This window comes from Kineosporia rhizophila, assembly GCF_021277265.1.
GTDB lineage: Bacteria > Actinomycetota > Actinomycetes > Actinomycetales > Kineosporiaceae > Kineosporia > Kineosporia rhizophila.
In genome coordinates, this window is the sequence record NZ_JAJSOH010000006.1 from 189,468 (window position 1) to 202,773 (window position 13,306).

16 protein-coding genes are annotated in these 13,306 nt (G+C 70.7%); 8 read left to right on the forward strand and 8 right to left on the reverse strand.

What is annotated here, in order from left to right:
- Positions 1–250: 250 nt before the first annotated feature.
- Both LWF15_RS11880 and LWF15_RS11885 read left to right on the forward strand, forming a co-directional pair.
- A complete protein-coding gene (locus tag LWF15_RS11880; RefSeq protein WP_232810510.1) occupies positions 251–952 on the forward strand; it encodes a helix-turn-helix transcriptional regulator in 702 nt (233 codons plus the stop codon).
- Between the two features lie 285 nt (positions 953–1,237).
- The gene (locus tag LWF15_RS11885; RefSeq protein ID WP_232810511.1) at positions 1,238–2,398 is read left to right on the forward strand and encodes a sulfite oxidase; all 1,161 of its coding nucleotides are present in this window, start codon (positions 1,238–1,240) and stop codon (positions 2,396–2,398) included.
- A 12-nt stretch (positions 2,399–2,410) separates the two neighbouring features.
- On the opposite strand, the gene LWF15_RS11890 is transcribed toward LWF15_RS11885, so the two are convergent.
- Complete coding sequence (locus LWF15_RS11890) at positions 2,411–2,980, reverse strand: TetR/AcrR family transcriptional regulator (RefSeq protein ID WP_232810512.1); 570 nt, start codon at positions 2,978–2,980, stop codon at positions 2,411–2,413.
- A gap of 111 nt (positions 2,981–3,091) precedes the next feature.
- On the opposite strand from LWF15_RS11890, the gene LWF15_RS11895 reads away from it, so the two are divergent.
- Genes LWF15_RS11895 through LWF15_RS11905 form a run of 3 tightly spaced genes read left to right on the forward strand, consistent with a single transcriptional unit; the run spans position 3,092 to position 4,350 of the window.
- Positions 3,092–3,463, forward strand: coding sequence for a DUF4267 domain-containing protein (locus tag LWF15_RS11895; RefSeq protein ID WP_232810513.1), 372 nt, complete (start codon positions 3,092–3,094; stop codon positions 3,461–3,463).
- 58 nt (positions 3,464–3,521) lie between these two features.
- Complete coding sequence (locus LWF15_RS11900; protein WP_232810514.1) at positions 3,522–3,974, forward strand: YdeI/OmpD-associated family protein; 453 nt, start codon at positions 3,522–3,524, stop codon at positions 3,972–3,974.
- 46 nt (positions 3,975–4,020) lie between these two features.
- A complete protein-coding gene (locus LWF15_RS11905) occupies positions 4,021–4,350 on the forward strand; it encodes a DUF1648 domain-containing protein (RefSeq protein WP_232810515.1) in 330 nt (109 codons plus the stop codon).
- Positions 4,351–4,365: 15 nt separating this feature from the next.
- Here the strand turns inward: LWF15_RS11905 and LWF15_RS11910 are convergent, their stop codons facing one another.
- Entirely contained in the window at positions 4,366–5,205 is an 840-nt protein-coding gene (locus LWF15_RS11910) for a helix-turn-helix transcriptional regulator (RefSeq protein ID WP_232810516.1), read from the reverse strand.
- Positions 5,206–5,317: 112 nt separating this feature from the next.
- Between LWF15_RS11910 and LWF15_RS11915 the strand changes: the two genes are divergently transcribed.
- Positions 5,318–6,400 carry an NAD-dependent epimerase/dehydratase family protein gene (locus tag LWF15_RS11915; protein ID WP_232810517.1) on the forward strand — a complete coding sequence of 361 codons (1,083 nt, stop codon included), beginning with the start codon at positions 5,318–5,320 and terminating at the stop codon, positions 6,398–6,400.
- 26 nt (positions 6,401–6,426) lie between these two features.
- On the opposite strand, the gene LWF15_RS11920 is transcribed toward LWF15_RS11915, so the two are convergent.
- Positions 6,427–6,813, reverse strand: coding sequence for a response regulator (locus LWF15_RS11920; protein ID WP_232810518.1), 387 nt, complete (start codon positions 6,811–6,813; stop codon positions 6,427–6,429).
- Between the two features lie 219 nt (positions 6,814–7,032).
- Here LWF15_RS11920 and LWF15_RS11925 point away from each other — a divergent pair, with 219 nt between their 5' ends.
- Positions 7,033–8,100 carry a lysylphosphatidylglycerol synthase domain-containing protein gene (locus tag LWF15_RS11925; RefSeq protein WP_232810519.1) on the forward strand — a complete coding sequence of 356 codons (1,068 nt, stop codon included), beginning with the start codon at positions 7,033–7,035 and terminating at the stop codon, positions 8,098–8,100.
- 19 nt (positions 8,101–8,119) lie between these two features.
- Here the strand turns inward: LWF15_RS11925 and LWF15_RS11930 are convergent, their stop codons facing one another.
- The 3 genes from LWF15_RS11930 to LWF15_RS11940 all read right to left on the reverse strand — a co-directional run bounded on the left by LWF15_RS11930 (position 8,120) and on the right by LWF15_RS11940 (position 10,848).
- Positions 8,120–8,989, reverse strand: coding sequence for a hypothetical protein (locus LWF15_RS11930; RefSeq protein ID WP_232810520.1), 870 nt, complete (start codon positions 8,987–8,989; stop codon positions 8,120–8,122).
- Positions 8,990–9,143: 154 nt separating this feature from the next.
- On the reverse strand, positions 9,144–10,124 hold the full coding sequence (locus tag LWF15_RS11935; protein ID WP_232810521.1) for a phosphotransferase family protein: 981 nt from the start codon (positions 10,122–10,124) through the stop codon (positions 9,144–9,146).
- A gap of 4 nt (positions 10,125–10,128) precedes the next feature.
- On the reverse strand, positions 10,129–10,848 hold the full coding sequence (locus tag LWF15_RS11940) for a hypothetical protein (RefSeq protein WP_232810522.1): 720 nt from the start codon (positions 10,846–10,848) through the stop codon (positions 10,129–10,131).
- A gap of 45 nt (positions 10,849–10,893) precedes the next feature.
- Here LWF15_RS11940 and add point away from each other — a divergent pair, with 45 nt between their 5' ends.
- The gene (gene add / locus LWF15_RS11945) at positions 10,894–11,922 is read left to right on the forward strand and encodes an adenosine deaminase (protein ID WP_232810523.1); all 1,029 of its coding nucleotides are present in this window, start codon (positions 10,894–10,896) and stop codon (positions 11,920–11,922) included.
- Here add and LWF15_RS11950 read toward each other — a convergent pair.
- Both LWF15_RS11950 and bla read right to left on the reverse strand, forming a co-directional pair.
- A complete protein-coding gene (locus tag LWF15_RS11950; RefSeq protein ID WP_232810524.1) occupies positions 11,902–12,348 on the reverse strand; it encodes an EVE domain-containing protein in 447 nt (148 codons plus the stop codon). The two genes, add and LWF15_RS11950, sit on opposite strands and share 21 nt — an antisense overlap.
- A 39-nt stretch (positions 12,349–12,387) precedes the next feature.
- The gene (gene bla, locus LWF15_RS11955; RefSeq protein ID WP_232810525.1) at positions 12,388–13,305 is read right to left on the reverse strand and encodes a class A beta-lactamase; all 918 of its coding nucleotides are present in this window, start codon (positions 13,303–13,305) and stop codon (positions 12,388–12,390) included.
- Position 13,306 lies beyond the last annotated feature (1 nt).

The window sequence follows — 13,306 nt, forward strand, 5'->3', positions numbered from 1 at the left end:
GAACCGGCGGGGGCGGGTACGGAGGTACGGAGCGGGCAGCCACAGTCTTTCCCGGGGCGCCTCTGACATCGTTGACGTCGAAAATCCGGTGTGTGAGTCTCGGAGTAGATGCAGGTGACGGCGAGGTGGTCGAAAACAACGGCTGCAGAGCCCTTCCCGTATCCGCAGGACGCCTGCCCGGCCACGTTGCCGACCGGGCGGCGCTCCGGCGGAACCCTTCCCGGCGCATTTGTGATGGAGGAGCCCCACCATGAGCCAGTACCCCAGCGGCCCGACCCGGATCGCCCCCGTCGTGATGACCCAGTCGGTGGCCTCCAGCGTACGGCGGGAGAGTGCCCGGCCCGGCGTGGGCCCGCTGCCGGCCACCGCCAGCCTCGATGCCGACCAGGTGATCGTTGCGGCGAACCCGGAGTTCCACCTGACCTTCCGCCGGGCCCTGGGCGAGACCTGTGGCACGCACATCTACGACCTCTTCCACCCCAGCGCCGAGAGTGTGCTGCCCCGCAGTTTCGCCACCCTTCTGGAGGAACGGCGCACTCAGTTCGTCACCCGGGCACTGGGCCTGCGGGGCCAGGACGACGGTTTCTACGCAGAGGTGAGCTGCGTTGCGGTGCGAGGCGAGGACCAGTCGCTGCGCGGCTTCGTGATCCAGGTTCAGCCGGAAGAGGCCGTTCCCGGCAGCGTTTCGGTGGCCGGAGCGCCGCGGGCGCTGCTCAGCCCGCTGGAGTGCCGCATTCTCGAGGCGATGGCCACCGGCTCCTCCACGATCCAGATGGCCACCCGCTTCTTCCTGAGCCGGCAGGGCGTGGAATACCACGTGGGCCGGATGCTGCGGAAGTTCAAGGCGCCCAACCGGGCCGCGCTGGTTTCCCGGGCCTACTCGATGGGGGTCCTCAGCCCGGGCTGCTGGCCGCCGCACGTGGCCCAGGGCTACGTCAAGGCGGCGAGCTGAACCAGGGCGCCCACCGGCCCGCCGAAGCGCCGTTCAGTTCTCCGGCAAGGCAGCGAAGTCCCGCTCGGCCCTGCGTTACCACCCCAGTGCTTTCGATTCTGAGGACGTCCGTGGTCACCACGGTAGGAGCCGGCCGGTCGCCGGCGCTTCTCGACTCCTGACCGGTCCCGGCTCGGGGCGGGAGACCGGCGGGCGGATAGGCTACTAATTCGACCTGATTTGTATAGAATCCTGCGGAAAACGACTCGGCGCAGGCCTCCGTGCGGGGGCGGGCAGGGGAGACGCATGACGATCGTCAGTCGCAGGACACTGCTGCGTGGTTCGCTCGCCGCCGGCCTGGCCGGTCCGGCCCTGTTCGCGGCTGAGTCGGCCCGGGCCGCCGGGCCGATCGTGAAACCGTTGCCGCCCGAACTCTTCAACGTCTTCGGCACGAACGCCGAGACACGGTGGGAATCGTTGCGCGGCACCGGCTACCACACGCCCATCGACCGGTTCTTCGTCCGCAACCACACCTCCACCCCACTGATCGACCACCGCACCTGGCGGCTCGACGTGCACGGCAGCGGCGTCCGCCGGCCACTGCGTCTCAGCTATGCCGATCTGCGTGCGCTCCCGGCCCGTGAGGTGTCCGCCTTCATCGAGTGCACCGGCAACGGCCGCAGCTTCTTCACCTCTCAGCAGGGGCAGACGGTGTCGGGAACGGCCTGGAAGCTCGGCGCGGTGGGAGTGGCCCGCTGGCGCGGGGTTCCACTGTCCCGGGTGCTGGGCCTGGCGGGCGTGAAGCGTGAGGCGGTCGACGTGATGCCGGTCGGGCTGGACGCCGAATGGGTCGATGGCTCAGTGAACCGCGGTCACGTCCGGCGGCCGTTGCCGATCGCCAAGGCTCTCGACGACGTGCTTCTGGCCTACGAGATGAACGGCGAACCGCTGCCGCCCGACCACGGATTCCCGGTGCGGGTGGTGGTTCCGTCGTGGATCGGTATCGCCTCGATCAAGTGGGTCGGCAGTATCGAGGTCTCCAGCGAACCGCTCAGCTCACCGTGGGACACGAACTACTACCGGCTCTTCGGCCCGAGCTACCCGGCCGAGGGCAGTGCCCCGCTCACCGAGCAGGTGGTGAAAAGCGCCTTCGAGCTGCCCTTCCCGGCCACGGTCGGCGCGGGTCCGCAACAGCTCACCGGGCGTTCGTGGTCGGGCGGCGGCCGGATCCGGCGGGTCGAGGTCACTACCGACGGGACGACCTGGCGCCGGGCCACCCCGCACGGTGCGGCCGGTCGCGACGGCTGGCTGCGCTGGAGCGTTCCGTGGCGGCCGGAACCGGGCACCTATCAGCTGCGGGCCCGGGCTGTGGACGAACACGGCCACACTCAGCCCGAGCAGACCGAGTTCAACCGTCTGGGCTACCTGTTCGACGCAGTGGTGCGTCACCCCGTCACGGTCGTCTGAGCCGGCCGCGGTTCACCCTCGCAGCTGGGAGACGAGCAGATCGATGCGCTCGTCCTCGTGGCCTGGGCGTAGTCGCTGATTGCGGGTCAGGGCGGTGAGCCCGTGCAGGGCTGCCCAGAACACCTCGGTGAGGGTCTCCACGTCCTGATCGCCGGCGATGGTGGCGACCGCCTGGTGTAGTTCGATGTATCCGGCCGCCAGTTGCTCCGGGATGTCGTCACCGCCGAAACGTAGCCGGGTGGCCCGGGTGAACATGGCGTCGTACAGAGCCGGGCCGGCGGCGGCGAACGCGGTGTAGGCGCGAGCCACCGCGTGCACCGCATCGCCGGGCCCGGCCGCACGCCGGGCCTGCCCGAGGGCCTCGGCCAGTTCGCCGAAACCCTCGAGGGCAACGGCCTCGGTCAGGTCGTCGAGCGAGGCGAAGTGCTTGTAGATGACCGGCTGGCTGTACTCGATCTCGGCCGCCAGTCGCCGCGTGGTCACCGCTTCCCAGCCCTCACGCTCGGCCAGGGCCCGGGCAGTGTCCAGGATCAGCCGGTGCCGGGTGGAGCGTTCGCGGAGCCTGCGGTCTTCGGTGCCCATGCCCTGAGGTTAGCACTGCTACTGACGCTAGCGACGCTCTTGACGGCTAGCTCGGTGCAGAGTTAGCGTCGCTAGCGCTAGCAATGCTAACCATGGGAACGGGAGAACATCATGCTTGCTGTCATCGCCTACGGGATCGCCGTCCTGCTCAACGTCGGCATCATCTTCATCGGTACGCGTTTCCTGATCAGCCCCCGGGTGGCCGCCGCCGGCTACGGCGTACCGGCCGCGGAGTCGGGGGATCCGGCGTATCTGAGCATCAAGGGCGTACGCGACGCCGCCCCGGGCCTGCTCGGCCTCGCCCTGATCGCCTTCACCGACAACCTCAGCGTCGCCTGGTTCATGCTGGTCCTGGCCCTCATCCCGCTCGGCGACATGCTGATCGTGCTGCGCCACGGCGGAACCCGGGCCGCTGCCTTCGGCATCCACTTCACCACGGCCGTGGTCATGCTCATCGACGCCGCGTTGCTCTTCGCCCTCTGATCCGGCGGATGCGGCGCGTAGCCGGACCGGGGCCGTCCTGCTGCGGCAGACTCGCACCATGCAGTTCACCGCCATCGTGCAGCTGGACGGAAAGACCGCGACCGGGATCAACGTGCCCGACCACGTCGTCGAAGAGCTCGGCGCCGGCCGGCGTCCGGCGGTGCTCGTGACGATCAACGGGTACAGCTTTCCCACCACCCTGGGCGTCATGAAGGGCGTGACCAAGATTCCGCTCAACGCCCAGCACCGCTCAGCATCCGGCGTGGCGGCCGGCGACGAGGTGGACGTCGAGATCGTCGTCGACACCGGCCCGCGCGAGGTGGCTCTGCCCGCCGAGCTGCAGAGCGCTCTGCGGGGCGAGCCGGAGGCGGCGGCCTTCTTTACCTCGCTCTCGACGACCAACCAGAAGCTGTTCACCACTTGGATCGAGAGCGCCAAGAAGGCCGAGACCCGCGAACGTCGGGTGACCGAGACGATCGATAAACTCCGCGCCGGAAAGACCTTGCGATGATCCGGCCGACTCGTACCGGCATACCCCTGACCCGGCGGGCTCGACCGTGGACCTGACCCGGTGGAGCCTGCTGCGCTCGATCTGGCGCCTGACCCTCACCGTGCTCGTGCCCCTGCTCCTGGTCTCCGCGCTGGCCTACCCGCTCCTGCCCGACCGCGTGATCATCCACTACTCGGCGGGCGGGGCTGACGGCTACTCCGCTGCGGCTTTCGCCGTCCTGGCCCTGCCGGCCACCCTGTTGGTGCTCACCGCCGTCGTGTCGGTGTGGATCGTGGCCGGCCCGCAACTGCCCTCCGGTCGCTGGAAGGGCGGCTGGCCGGCGGTGTTGCTGCTGATCACCGTGGCGCACCTGGCCCTGGTGCTGGGCAGCTTCTGAGCCCGGCCGACGGGATCAGCCCGGGGAAGAGGCCGACATCTGCTGGATGCCGATGGTGGCCAGCAGATCGAGCTTGCTGCGGGCGTCGGTGCCCGGACGCGGGGTGTCCACCACCAGGCGCAGATTCGTGCCCTGGATGACGAGCACGTTGGAGTCGAGCGCGATGTCACCCACGTCCGGGTGCACGACGATCTTCTGCGCGGTCTGGTGCTCGCCCACCAGCTTCAGCGCCCAGAGCTCGCGGAACCGGGCACTGCGTTCCAGCCGGGCGATCAACGCCGCCACGTCCGGATCGCGGGGATAGCGACTGCTGGTGGCCCGCAGATCCGCCACCAGTGATTCCTCGAAGGCGCTGCGCTCGGCCGGGGTCTGCCGCACCCGGGTGGCCGCGCCCTCGAACTGGTAGATCAAGGCGTTACGGTCGTCGTCCGAGCGGGTCGTGGGATCGCCGAAGGTGGCCGCGAACAGCGCGTTGTAGTGCAGCATCCGCCAGGCGGCGTCGCACACCAGCACCGGGCTGGCAGTCAGTTGCTGGACGATACGGTGCACGCTCTGGGGGATCAGCTGCGGGACGAGCGCCGGGTTCTCGGCGTGCCCGGCCAGACGGAACAGATGGCCCTGCTCCTCGTCGGACAGCTGCAGGGCGCGGGCCAGGGCCGAGCAGACCTGGGCCGACGGCGTCCCGGCCCGGCCCTGTTCCAGGCGCACCACGTACTCGGGAGATATTCCGGCCAACTGGGCCAGCTCGGCCCGCCGCAGGCCCGTGACCCGCCGTGACGAACCGTGCGCCAGCCCCACGGCCCGCGGCTCCAGGCGATCTCGCCAGGCCCGTAACGCGACTCCGAGCTCGTTCATGCGGCCATTTTCGCTCATTACCGCTCATCGCTGTGGGGCCCGGAGTAGTACCAGCTGTACCAGGAAGTTCCGGGGCTCCCACCGATCCACAGGGCCGAGCAGCCTGGAACCCATGAACGAGACACCCGGTATGAACGTCTTCCTCACCGGCGGCAGTGGTTTCGTCGGCCAGCACCTCATCACCCGGCTAGTGGGCGACGGCCACACCGTCTGGGCCCTGGCCCGCAGTGACCAGGCCGCCCAGAAGGTCGAACGGGCCGGAGCCCGGCCGGTGCGCGGCGACCTGGCCGACCTGGCCGACCTGGCCGACCCGGCCGACCTGGCCGACCTGGCCGACCTGGCAGGCCTGGCAGACTTGGCCGACTTGAACGGTTCCGGTTCGCAACCGGCCTGGCTCAACTCGCTGCAGGAGAGTGACGTGGTGGTCCATGCGGCCGCGCGGATGGCTTTCTGGGGCGAGGACGCCGGATTCGAACGGGACAACCACCGGCCCACTCTGGCGCTGTTCCGGGCGGCAGCCGCCGCCGGCGTCCGTAGGTTCGTCCTGATCAGCGCCGCCGCCGTCTCCACCGACCGGAACCGGGGCCCGGCCGTCGTCGCGGAGGACACGCCCACCGGCGACTCCGTGATCGCCTACGGCCGGGTCAAACTCGCCACCGAACAGGCCCTGACCGAAACCGCCACCCCCGGAATGGAACTGATCATCCTGCGTCCCCCGTTCATCTGGGGCACCGGCATGACCACGCTCGACGAGACGGTCGCCTCGGGCCGGTTCGCCTTCATCGACAACGGCCGTCACACCATGGACTTCGTCCACGTCGCCAACCTGGCCGCAGCCACCGCGGCCGCTCTCACGCAGGGCCGCGACCGCGGCGTCTACTACATCACCCACGGCACCCCGATGGCGATGCGCGACTTCTTCACCCCTGTCATGGGTGCGCTGGGGGCGGACGTCAGCAAGGCGCCCAGCCTTCCGTTCGCCGTCGCCACGCTCCTCGGGAGAGTGTTGGACCGCACCGCCCGGATGCTGCGCCGGCCCACCCCACCGCCGCTGTACAACTGGCTGGTCGCGATCATGGGACGCGACCGGAGCTACGACATCACCCGGGCCCGCACCGAGCTCGGCTACCGCCCGGAAGTGACGTTCGCCGCCGGAGTGAAGGAGATGCGCGCCGCCGCGGGCCCCCGGGAGTGAGGTGACCCGGCGACTGCGGACCGGCCTCAGGTGTAGGTGATCAGCGCCGACTCGACCGCGGCCTGCAGCACCGACCGGGTGACCGGCTTGGGCACGAAGTGGGCCCCGAGGGCCCGGGCGGCGGCCCGGTCGGTGTCGAGCTCACTGGCACTCAGGAAGATCGCCGGGATCTGCCGGGTGACCGGGCGCCGGCGCAGGTACTGCAGTAGCTCGACACCGCTGTGGTCCGGCATCACGATGTCCAGCACGGCCACGTGCAGCGCGGGCGCCGGGACCTGCGTGCTGCCCTCGACCAGGTGCACCGCCTCGGTCGCCGAGGCGGCCCCGAACACGTCGTGCCCCATCCACTGCAGCCAGGCCTCCAACATCCGGCGGGTGTCCGGATCGTCCTCCACCAGCAGTATCCCCGCCATGACCATCCCTTCCCCGGGCCCGCGGCCCGTGCGCCGCCGGCCTCTTCGGCGCACTCGTCGGTCGCAGATCCCTCTGCCCCATCGGGTGGTTCCGGTCGTTGCTTGATGCCGATCTACCGACCGGTCACCGCCGGCGCGGGCCGAAGTGTTCGTCTGCCGGTGGTCCGCCGTTCCGGATCTGTCCGGCTGCCTTCAGCGGGCGGCCGCCATCCTCGGGAGGTGCTGAACCGCAGTCCGGCCCCGCCGAGTGCCTGCCGAGGGCTGCTGCACGCGGCCGGGATCGGGTTCGGGGCGCTGGCCCTGGCCTGGATGTTCCCCGCGGTGATGGGCACCGGCTGGATCGAGGTCGCGCGCACCCTGGCGGCCGTCCCGGCCCTGCCCCTGGCCGGTCTGGTCCTGCTGTGGGCGGCGGGCAAGGCCGCGCACTCGGTCTCGTTGTCGGCCGCGATGCCCGGGCTGGACTGCCGTCGCGCGCTCATGCTGAGCCTGACCGGCAGCGCCGTGGCCAACGTCCTGCCGCTCGGCGGTGCCGCCGGGATCGCGCTCAACTACCGGATGAGCCGGGGCTGGGGATTCTCCGCACCGGCGATCGCCACCTACGCGGTGGTGGTCAATCTTTGCGACGTCATGGTCAAGCTCTTCCTGCCGCTCGCCCTGGTGCCGCTGGTGCTGGGCGGCCATCTCCCGGCGCCGTTCTCCGGGTCCCTGATCCTCTCCAGCGTCATCGGGCTGGCTGTGGCCGGAGTCGCAGTCGCGGGGTTCCTGGCCGCCGGCCGGCCGGTGCGCCGCCTGGCCGGGCTGGCCTCGGAGCAGGCGATGCGCTCGCCGTGGCCCTGCGGATGGCGGGCGGCCCAGCGGCTGCTGACCGGGGCGGAGCAGATCTCGTCCCTGGCGCTGGTCACGATCGTCGGCGCATGGACGCGGCTGGCCCTGGGGCTGAGCGGGTACACCGGGCTGCTGTTCCTGCTGCTCGCCGCCTGCCTCGGCACGGTCGGTGCGCAGGTGCCGCTCGCGCTGGTGCTGGCGGCGTTCTGCGTGGAGCGGCTGCTGACCCTGGTCGGGATCACCCCGGCCGGCTTCGGCGTGGTCGAACTGGGGCTGGCCGGGGTGCTGATGCTGGCGCCGGCGGCGGCCGGAGCCGACGTCGCCTCGGGCATCCTGCTCTACCGGTTGCTCAGCGTGGGGCTGGGCATCCCGGTGGGCGGGGTGCTCCTGGCCCGGTGGCTCTGGTGCAGTCGGCGCGGGCCGCGACCGACGGTGGCGGTGCCCGCGATCGCCTTCCGCTAGCAGAGAACCCAGAAGGTACTCAGAGCGCGAACTCGGCCAGAGCCAGTTCGCCCAGCGACTTCTCGTCCATCGCCGGCCCGGCCAGCCGGGCCACGGTCAGGGCGTGCAGCGCAGGCATGCAGGCGCGCGTCTCGACCGTGCTCAGCCCCGGGTTGGTCAGCACGAAACCCAGCGTCACATCGAGGATCGAGCGCATCTGGGCGCGCAGCAGGCCCTCCCGCAGACAGGCCCAGGCGCCCTCGTGCATGGCCTTGGCCCAGACCCCGGACGGCCAGGAGATGCCGGACAACTGGGCCGGGGTGATCGTGCCGGCCTGGACCAGCTCGATCAGGTCCTGCACGGCCGCGGTGCGCGGGCCGTAGCCGAATTCGCTGTCTTCCAGCAGGTTCCCGCTCTGTCCGGCCTGCTCGTAGGGGGCTCGCAGAGCCTCGACCTGTTCGGCGCCCAGGTCCGGGCTCGCCCACGACGCGGCCACGGCCGCTGCCGCGACGGCCGCGGAGGCGGGCACCGTGCCGGCCCCCGGGACCGGAGCGATCGCCGCATCGGGCCACACCGCAGCCTCTTTCGCCACCAGCGCCCCGACCTGGGAACTGGTGCCGAACCGGCTCTGGGCCAGTTCGTCGGCGTTCACCGCGGCCCCCGCCTCCAGCGTGCTTCCGGCGGCCCGGAGGGTCTGCGGCAGAGTGGGCGCGTTCATGTCCAGCAGCGCCACCAGCGTCCAGGCCACCGAGTGCGCCGTCCGGTCCCGGTCGTGCCAGGCCTGGGCCAGCGCGAAGGCACCGTCCTGGCTGATCCGGAAGGCGGCGCTGAGCCCGTGCAGGACCTGGACGGCGGCCGGGTGGACGGCCGCGTCGGTGGCGAGCACAGTGGGCGAAGACAGGGTGTACACCTCTTCGACACTGCGGCCCGCGGCCGGGAACGGTCAACCGGCGCCGTGCGTTTGCCGGAGCTTTGATGACGATGCGTCGTTGCCGACTACGGAACGTCGAGGAAGGGTTGGTGAGACCCACGCATCAGTGGGGCGCCCGGAAGCCCGTCCATGGTCAGTCGCCGGCGTCCAAAAGCTCGCGTAGTCGTTCACCGCACTTCTCGTACTGCTCGGCCCCGGTGTTGCGGAACTCCGTCTCGATCACCATGACCAAGGCCAGGTACAGGGTGTACAGCCAGCGTCGCCGACGTTCGCCGGTGGTGAGCTCGCCGCGACCGTAGCCGCGCAGGAACGGGCCCGGGTCACCGAAGGCGGGCAGGTCGAGGGCGACGAACCCGGCCTCGATCAGCGGGTCGCCGTAGAACGCGCGCTCATGGTCGATGACGCCAACGATCCGGCCCTTGTGCACCATGGCGTTGTTGGGGAAGAGGTCCCACTCCACGAAGCGCGGCTCGGTGACCTCCTCCAGGGCCGCTGCCCGCTCGGCGATGGCGGCCCGGACCACGTCGTACCCGACCGTGAGGTCGACTCCCCGCCGCTCCCCGTCGCCGAGCACTTCCTCGAGCTTGCCGGTGAAGCAGTCACGCCAGGTGGGCTCGCCCGGCCCCTCGAGCGCCCCGAACCAGGGGCCGGGGATCCGGTTGAGCTCGCGGTTGACCGCGCCCAGGGCCTCACCGAACCGGATCTGATCGTCGGGGGAGACCTCGCCCCGCTCGTACAGCAGGCCCAGCGGCTCGCCCTCGACGTGGGACATGAAGAAGTAGTCCGCGTCGCACAGTTCGTGGCTCTGGTCACCGAACAGGATCTCCGGCACCGGCACCGAGGTGTGCTCGCGGATCAGGCGCAGCGCGGCCAGTTCGGTGGCCATGGCGCCGCGCTCGTAGCTCATCACCTCGACGTGCGCCGGGGGAGCGATCTTCAGGATGGTGCGGCGCCCGTCGAGCAGATCGATGCGGTACACCACGTTGAACCAGCCGTGGCCCAGTTCGGTGAACCAGCCGGCCTCGCCCGAGGGCAGCTGAGCCGGCCCGAAGGCACGTTCGGCCATCGCCCGCAGCACGGCCGGGGACTGACGGTTCTTGGTGATGCTCTCCATCGCCCTAATCCTCGTCGATCGGGACACCGATCCGCTCGGTGACCACGAAACCGGTCTCGCAGCGCGGGCAGTCGGCCTCACCGAAGACGAAGGTCAGCAGGGTGGCGATCTCGTGCTGACCATCACCGTCGGCCAGGTCGTACAGCCGCCGGCCCAGGCCCTCGAGCCGGGCCGCGTCGATCGGCCGCAGCGGCCGCGACCAGCCCTCGTCGTCGGCCTCGGCCACGTAGAAACCGCGCTCGTCCAGCACCATCAGCAGCGCGGCCGAGCAGGCCGGGCAGGTCAGCTCGTACTCGCCGTCGGACAGCCCGGCCGGCAGGTCCTCGTTCCAGTGGGTCTGGCCCTCGAACGAGAGCATCGCCGCCATCAGGTAGATGTACTCCAGCGGCGGGCAGCGCCGGGCGTGCAACTGCTGCTCGGCGGCCGCGCGCAGGGCCTGTCGTTCCTCGGCGTGGCCGGCTTCGTGACCGGACTCGTCGGCGGCCAGGATTGCGGCAGCCAGCACGACAGCGTTGACCGCCTGCTCGCGGTCGGTGCCGGCGGCCTGCCCGGCGAGCCAGGGCAGGGCGGCGAAGCTGGCGTCGTAGACTCCGCCCTGGTGGCACAGGGCCGACCAAAGGTCGTTCCACAGCTCAGCTCTCGGCTGCTCGCCGAGTTGCTTCAGCAGGGCGGGGATGTCGTCCGCCGGGCCGTAGGCATGGGTGAGCCTGGACCAGTCCGTCACGGACCCAGAGTGTGCCATACGCCGGAAATCCCTATGCTGCCACTCGTGACGCCCCTGCACCCGCTGACCGACCAGGCCCTGGCCCGCCTGCCCAAGGCCGAGCTGCACGTGCACCTGGAGGGCTCGATGCCCCCGGAGACGCTGCTCGAACTGGGCGTGCGCCACGGCGTGGACGACGTGCCGCGCACGCTGGACGACGTGCGCCGGTTGTTCGAGTTCCGCGACTTCGCGCACTTCATCGAGGTCTACCTGATCATCGTGAAGGTGCTGCAGGAGGGCGCCGACTTCGCCGCGCTGGCCTACGGCAAGGGGGCCGAGCTGGCCCGGCACAACGTGCGCTACGCCGAGATCTTCTTCACCTCGCCGCTGCACACCGACCGGGGCATCCCGGCCTCGGAGATCTTCGGTGGTTTGGAGGAGGGCCGGCAGCGGGCCCGGGCCGAGTTCGGCGTGGAGATGGTGTTCATGGCCGACATCCCCGGTGAGCGCGGCATCGCCGGCGCCGAGCAGACCCTGCAGGAACTGCTCGACAACCGCCCGCCCGGCTTCGTGGCACTGGGCCTGGGCGGCCCGGAGATCGGCACGCCCCGCCCGCAGTTCGCCCCGTTCTTCGAGGCCGCGATCGCCGAGGGCTACCACAGCATCCCGCACGCCGGTGAGACCACCGGACCGCGCACGATCTGGGACGCGCTGGAGTACCTGCACGCCGAGCGCATCGGCCACGGCACCAGCCTGCTGGAGGATCCGGCGCTGGTCGAGTACCTGGTGCGGGAGCAGGTGCCGGTCGACGTGAGCGTCACCTCGAACCTGTGCACCAAGGCCGCGCCCAGCCTGGCCGCCCACCCGCTGCCGCGGATGGCCGAGGCCGGGGTGAACGTGACCGTCAACAGCGACGACCCGCCGATGTTCAACACCGACATCTCGGCCGAGTACCGGATCGCCCGCGACCTGCTGGGGACCGAGAAGCTGCTGCGGGCCGCCCGGGCCGGCTTCGAGAACTCGCTGCTTCCCGAAGACCGCAAGGCCGTGTACCTGAAGGAGTTCGACGCAGTACTAGGCAAGCAGCTCACGTAGGGCGCGGAACTCCTCCACGGTCAGGAACGAGGGATTCCCGGCCTGCGGCTGGCGCAGCACCTCGGCCCCGGCCAGCACCGGGTGGGCGCGGAACTGCTCGCGGGTCAGCCGCTCGGCCTCGGGCAGGATGTCCAGGCTCAGCGGCACCGACCAGCTGCCGCCCTCGTCGGTGCCGGCCTCACCGATGACCTGCCCCACGCCCCAGACGCCGTAGGGCACCGTTCGTGAGCGGCTGCCGCTGGCCCAGAACACCACCGCCTGACCGGTCCGCATCAGGTCGGAGCGGTAGTTGCGCTGCACGCACCACCGGCCGACGTGTGGGTCGGCGGCGAACCGCTCGGCCAGGGGGCTGTTGTCGGCGTTGCCCTTGATCAGCCAGGCGCCGAGACCGGACTCGGTGATGCGGCGGGGTTCGGAAGCGGGCACCGAGGCACGCTATCGGCGTCCGCGGTGCCCGCACCTCGATCAGCGGAGCTGGTCGACGATCACCTCGGTGGCGTCGGCGATGAGCTGGTCGTCGGTGCTCGCGTCCGGCTCGCCGCGGGTGGAGAGCACCGCAAGGACGATCGGGGCGGACCTGGGCGGCCAGATCACGGCGATGTCGTTGCGGGTGCCGTAGCCGCCCGAGCCGGTCTTGTCGCCGACCACCCAGCCCTCGGGAACGCCGGCCCGGATCACCTTGTCGCCGGTGGTGTTCCGCTTCAGCAGGTCGGTCAGGGCGGCCTTGTCCTGGTCGTCCAGGACATCGCCGAGGACGAACTTGCGCAGGTCGGTGGCCAGGGCCCGGGGGGTGCTGGTGTCGCGGCGGTCGCCCGGGGTGGCCTCGTTGAGGTCGGGTTCGATGCGGTTCATCTGCGTGGTGCGATCGCCGATCCGCTCCAGGGCGGCGTCCACCTCCGCGGGGCCGCCGAGCTCTTTGAACAGCAGGTTGGCGGCGGTGTTGTCGCTGTAGCGCACCGAGGCGTCGGCCAGTTCACGCAGGGTCATGCCGGTGGCCAGGTTCTGGCGGGTGATCGGGGCGTACTCGAGCAGGTCGGACTCGTCGTAGCGGACCAGCCTTTCCAGCTGCCGGTCGGTGCGCCTCTGGAACAGGACGCCGGCCTGGAGGGCCTTGAACGTGGAGGCGTAGGCGAAACGGCGGTCGGCCCGGAACCGCACGGTCCGACCGGTGCCGGTGTCCAGGGCGTAGACACCCAGGGTGGCGTCGTACCTCTCCTCCAGGGCCCGCAGCTCAGCTGCTGGGCTGGAAGGTGTCTGCGTGACCGAAGGGCCCAGCGCGGCGGAAGCGTTCTGGGTGGCGGAGGCGTTCTGGGCGGCGCAGCCGAGGAGCAGGGCGGCGCAGGCGACGGTCGCGCCGAGACGACCTGGGACAGAGAGCTTCATG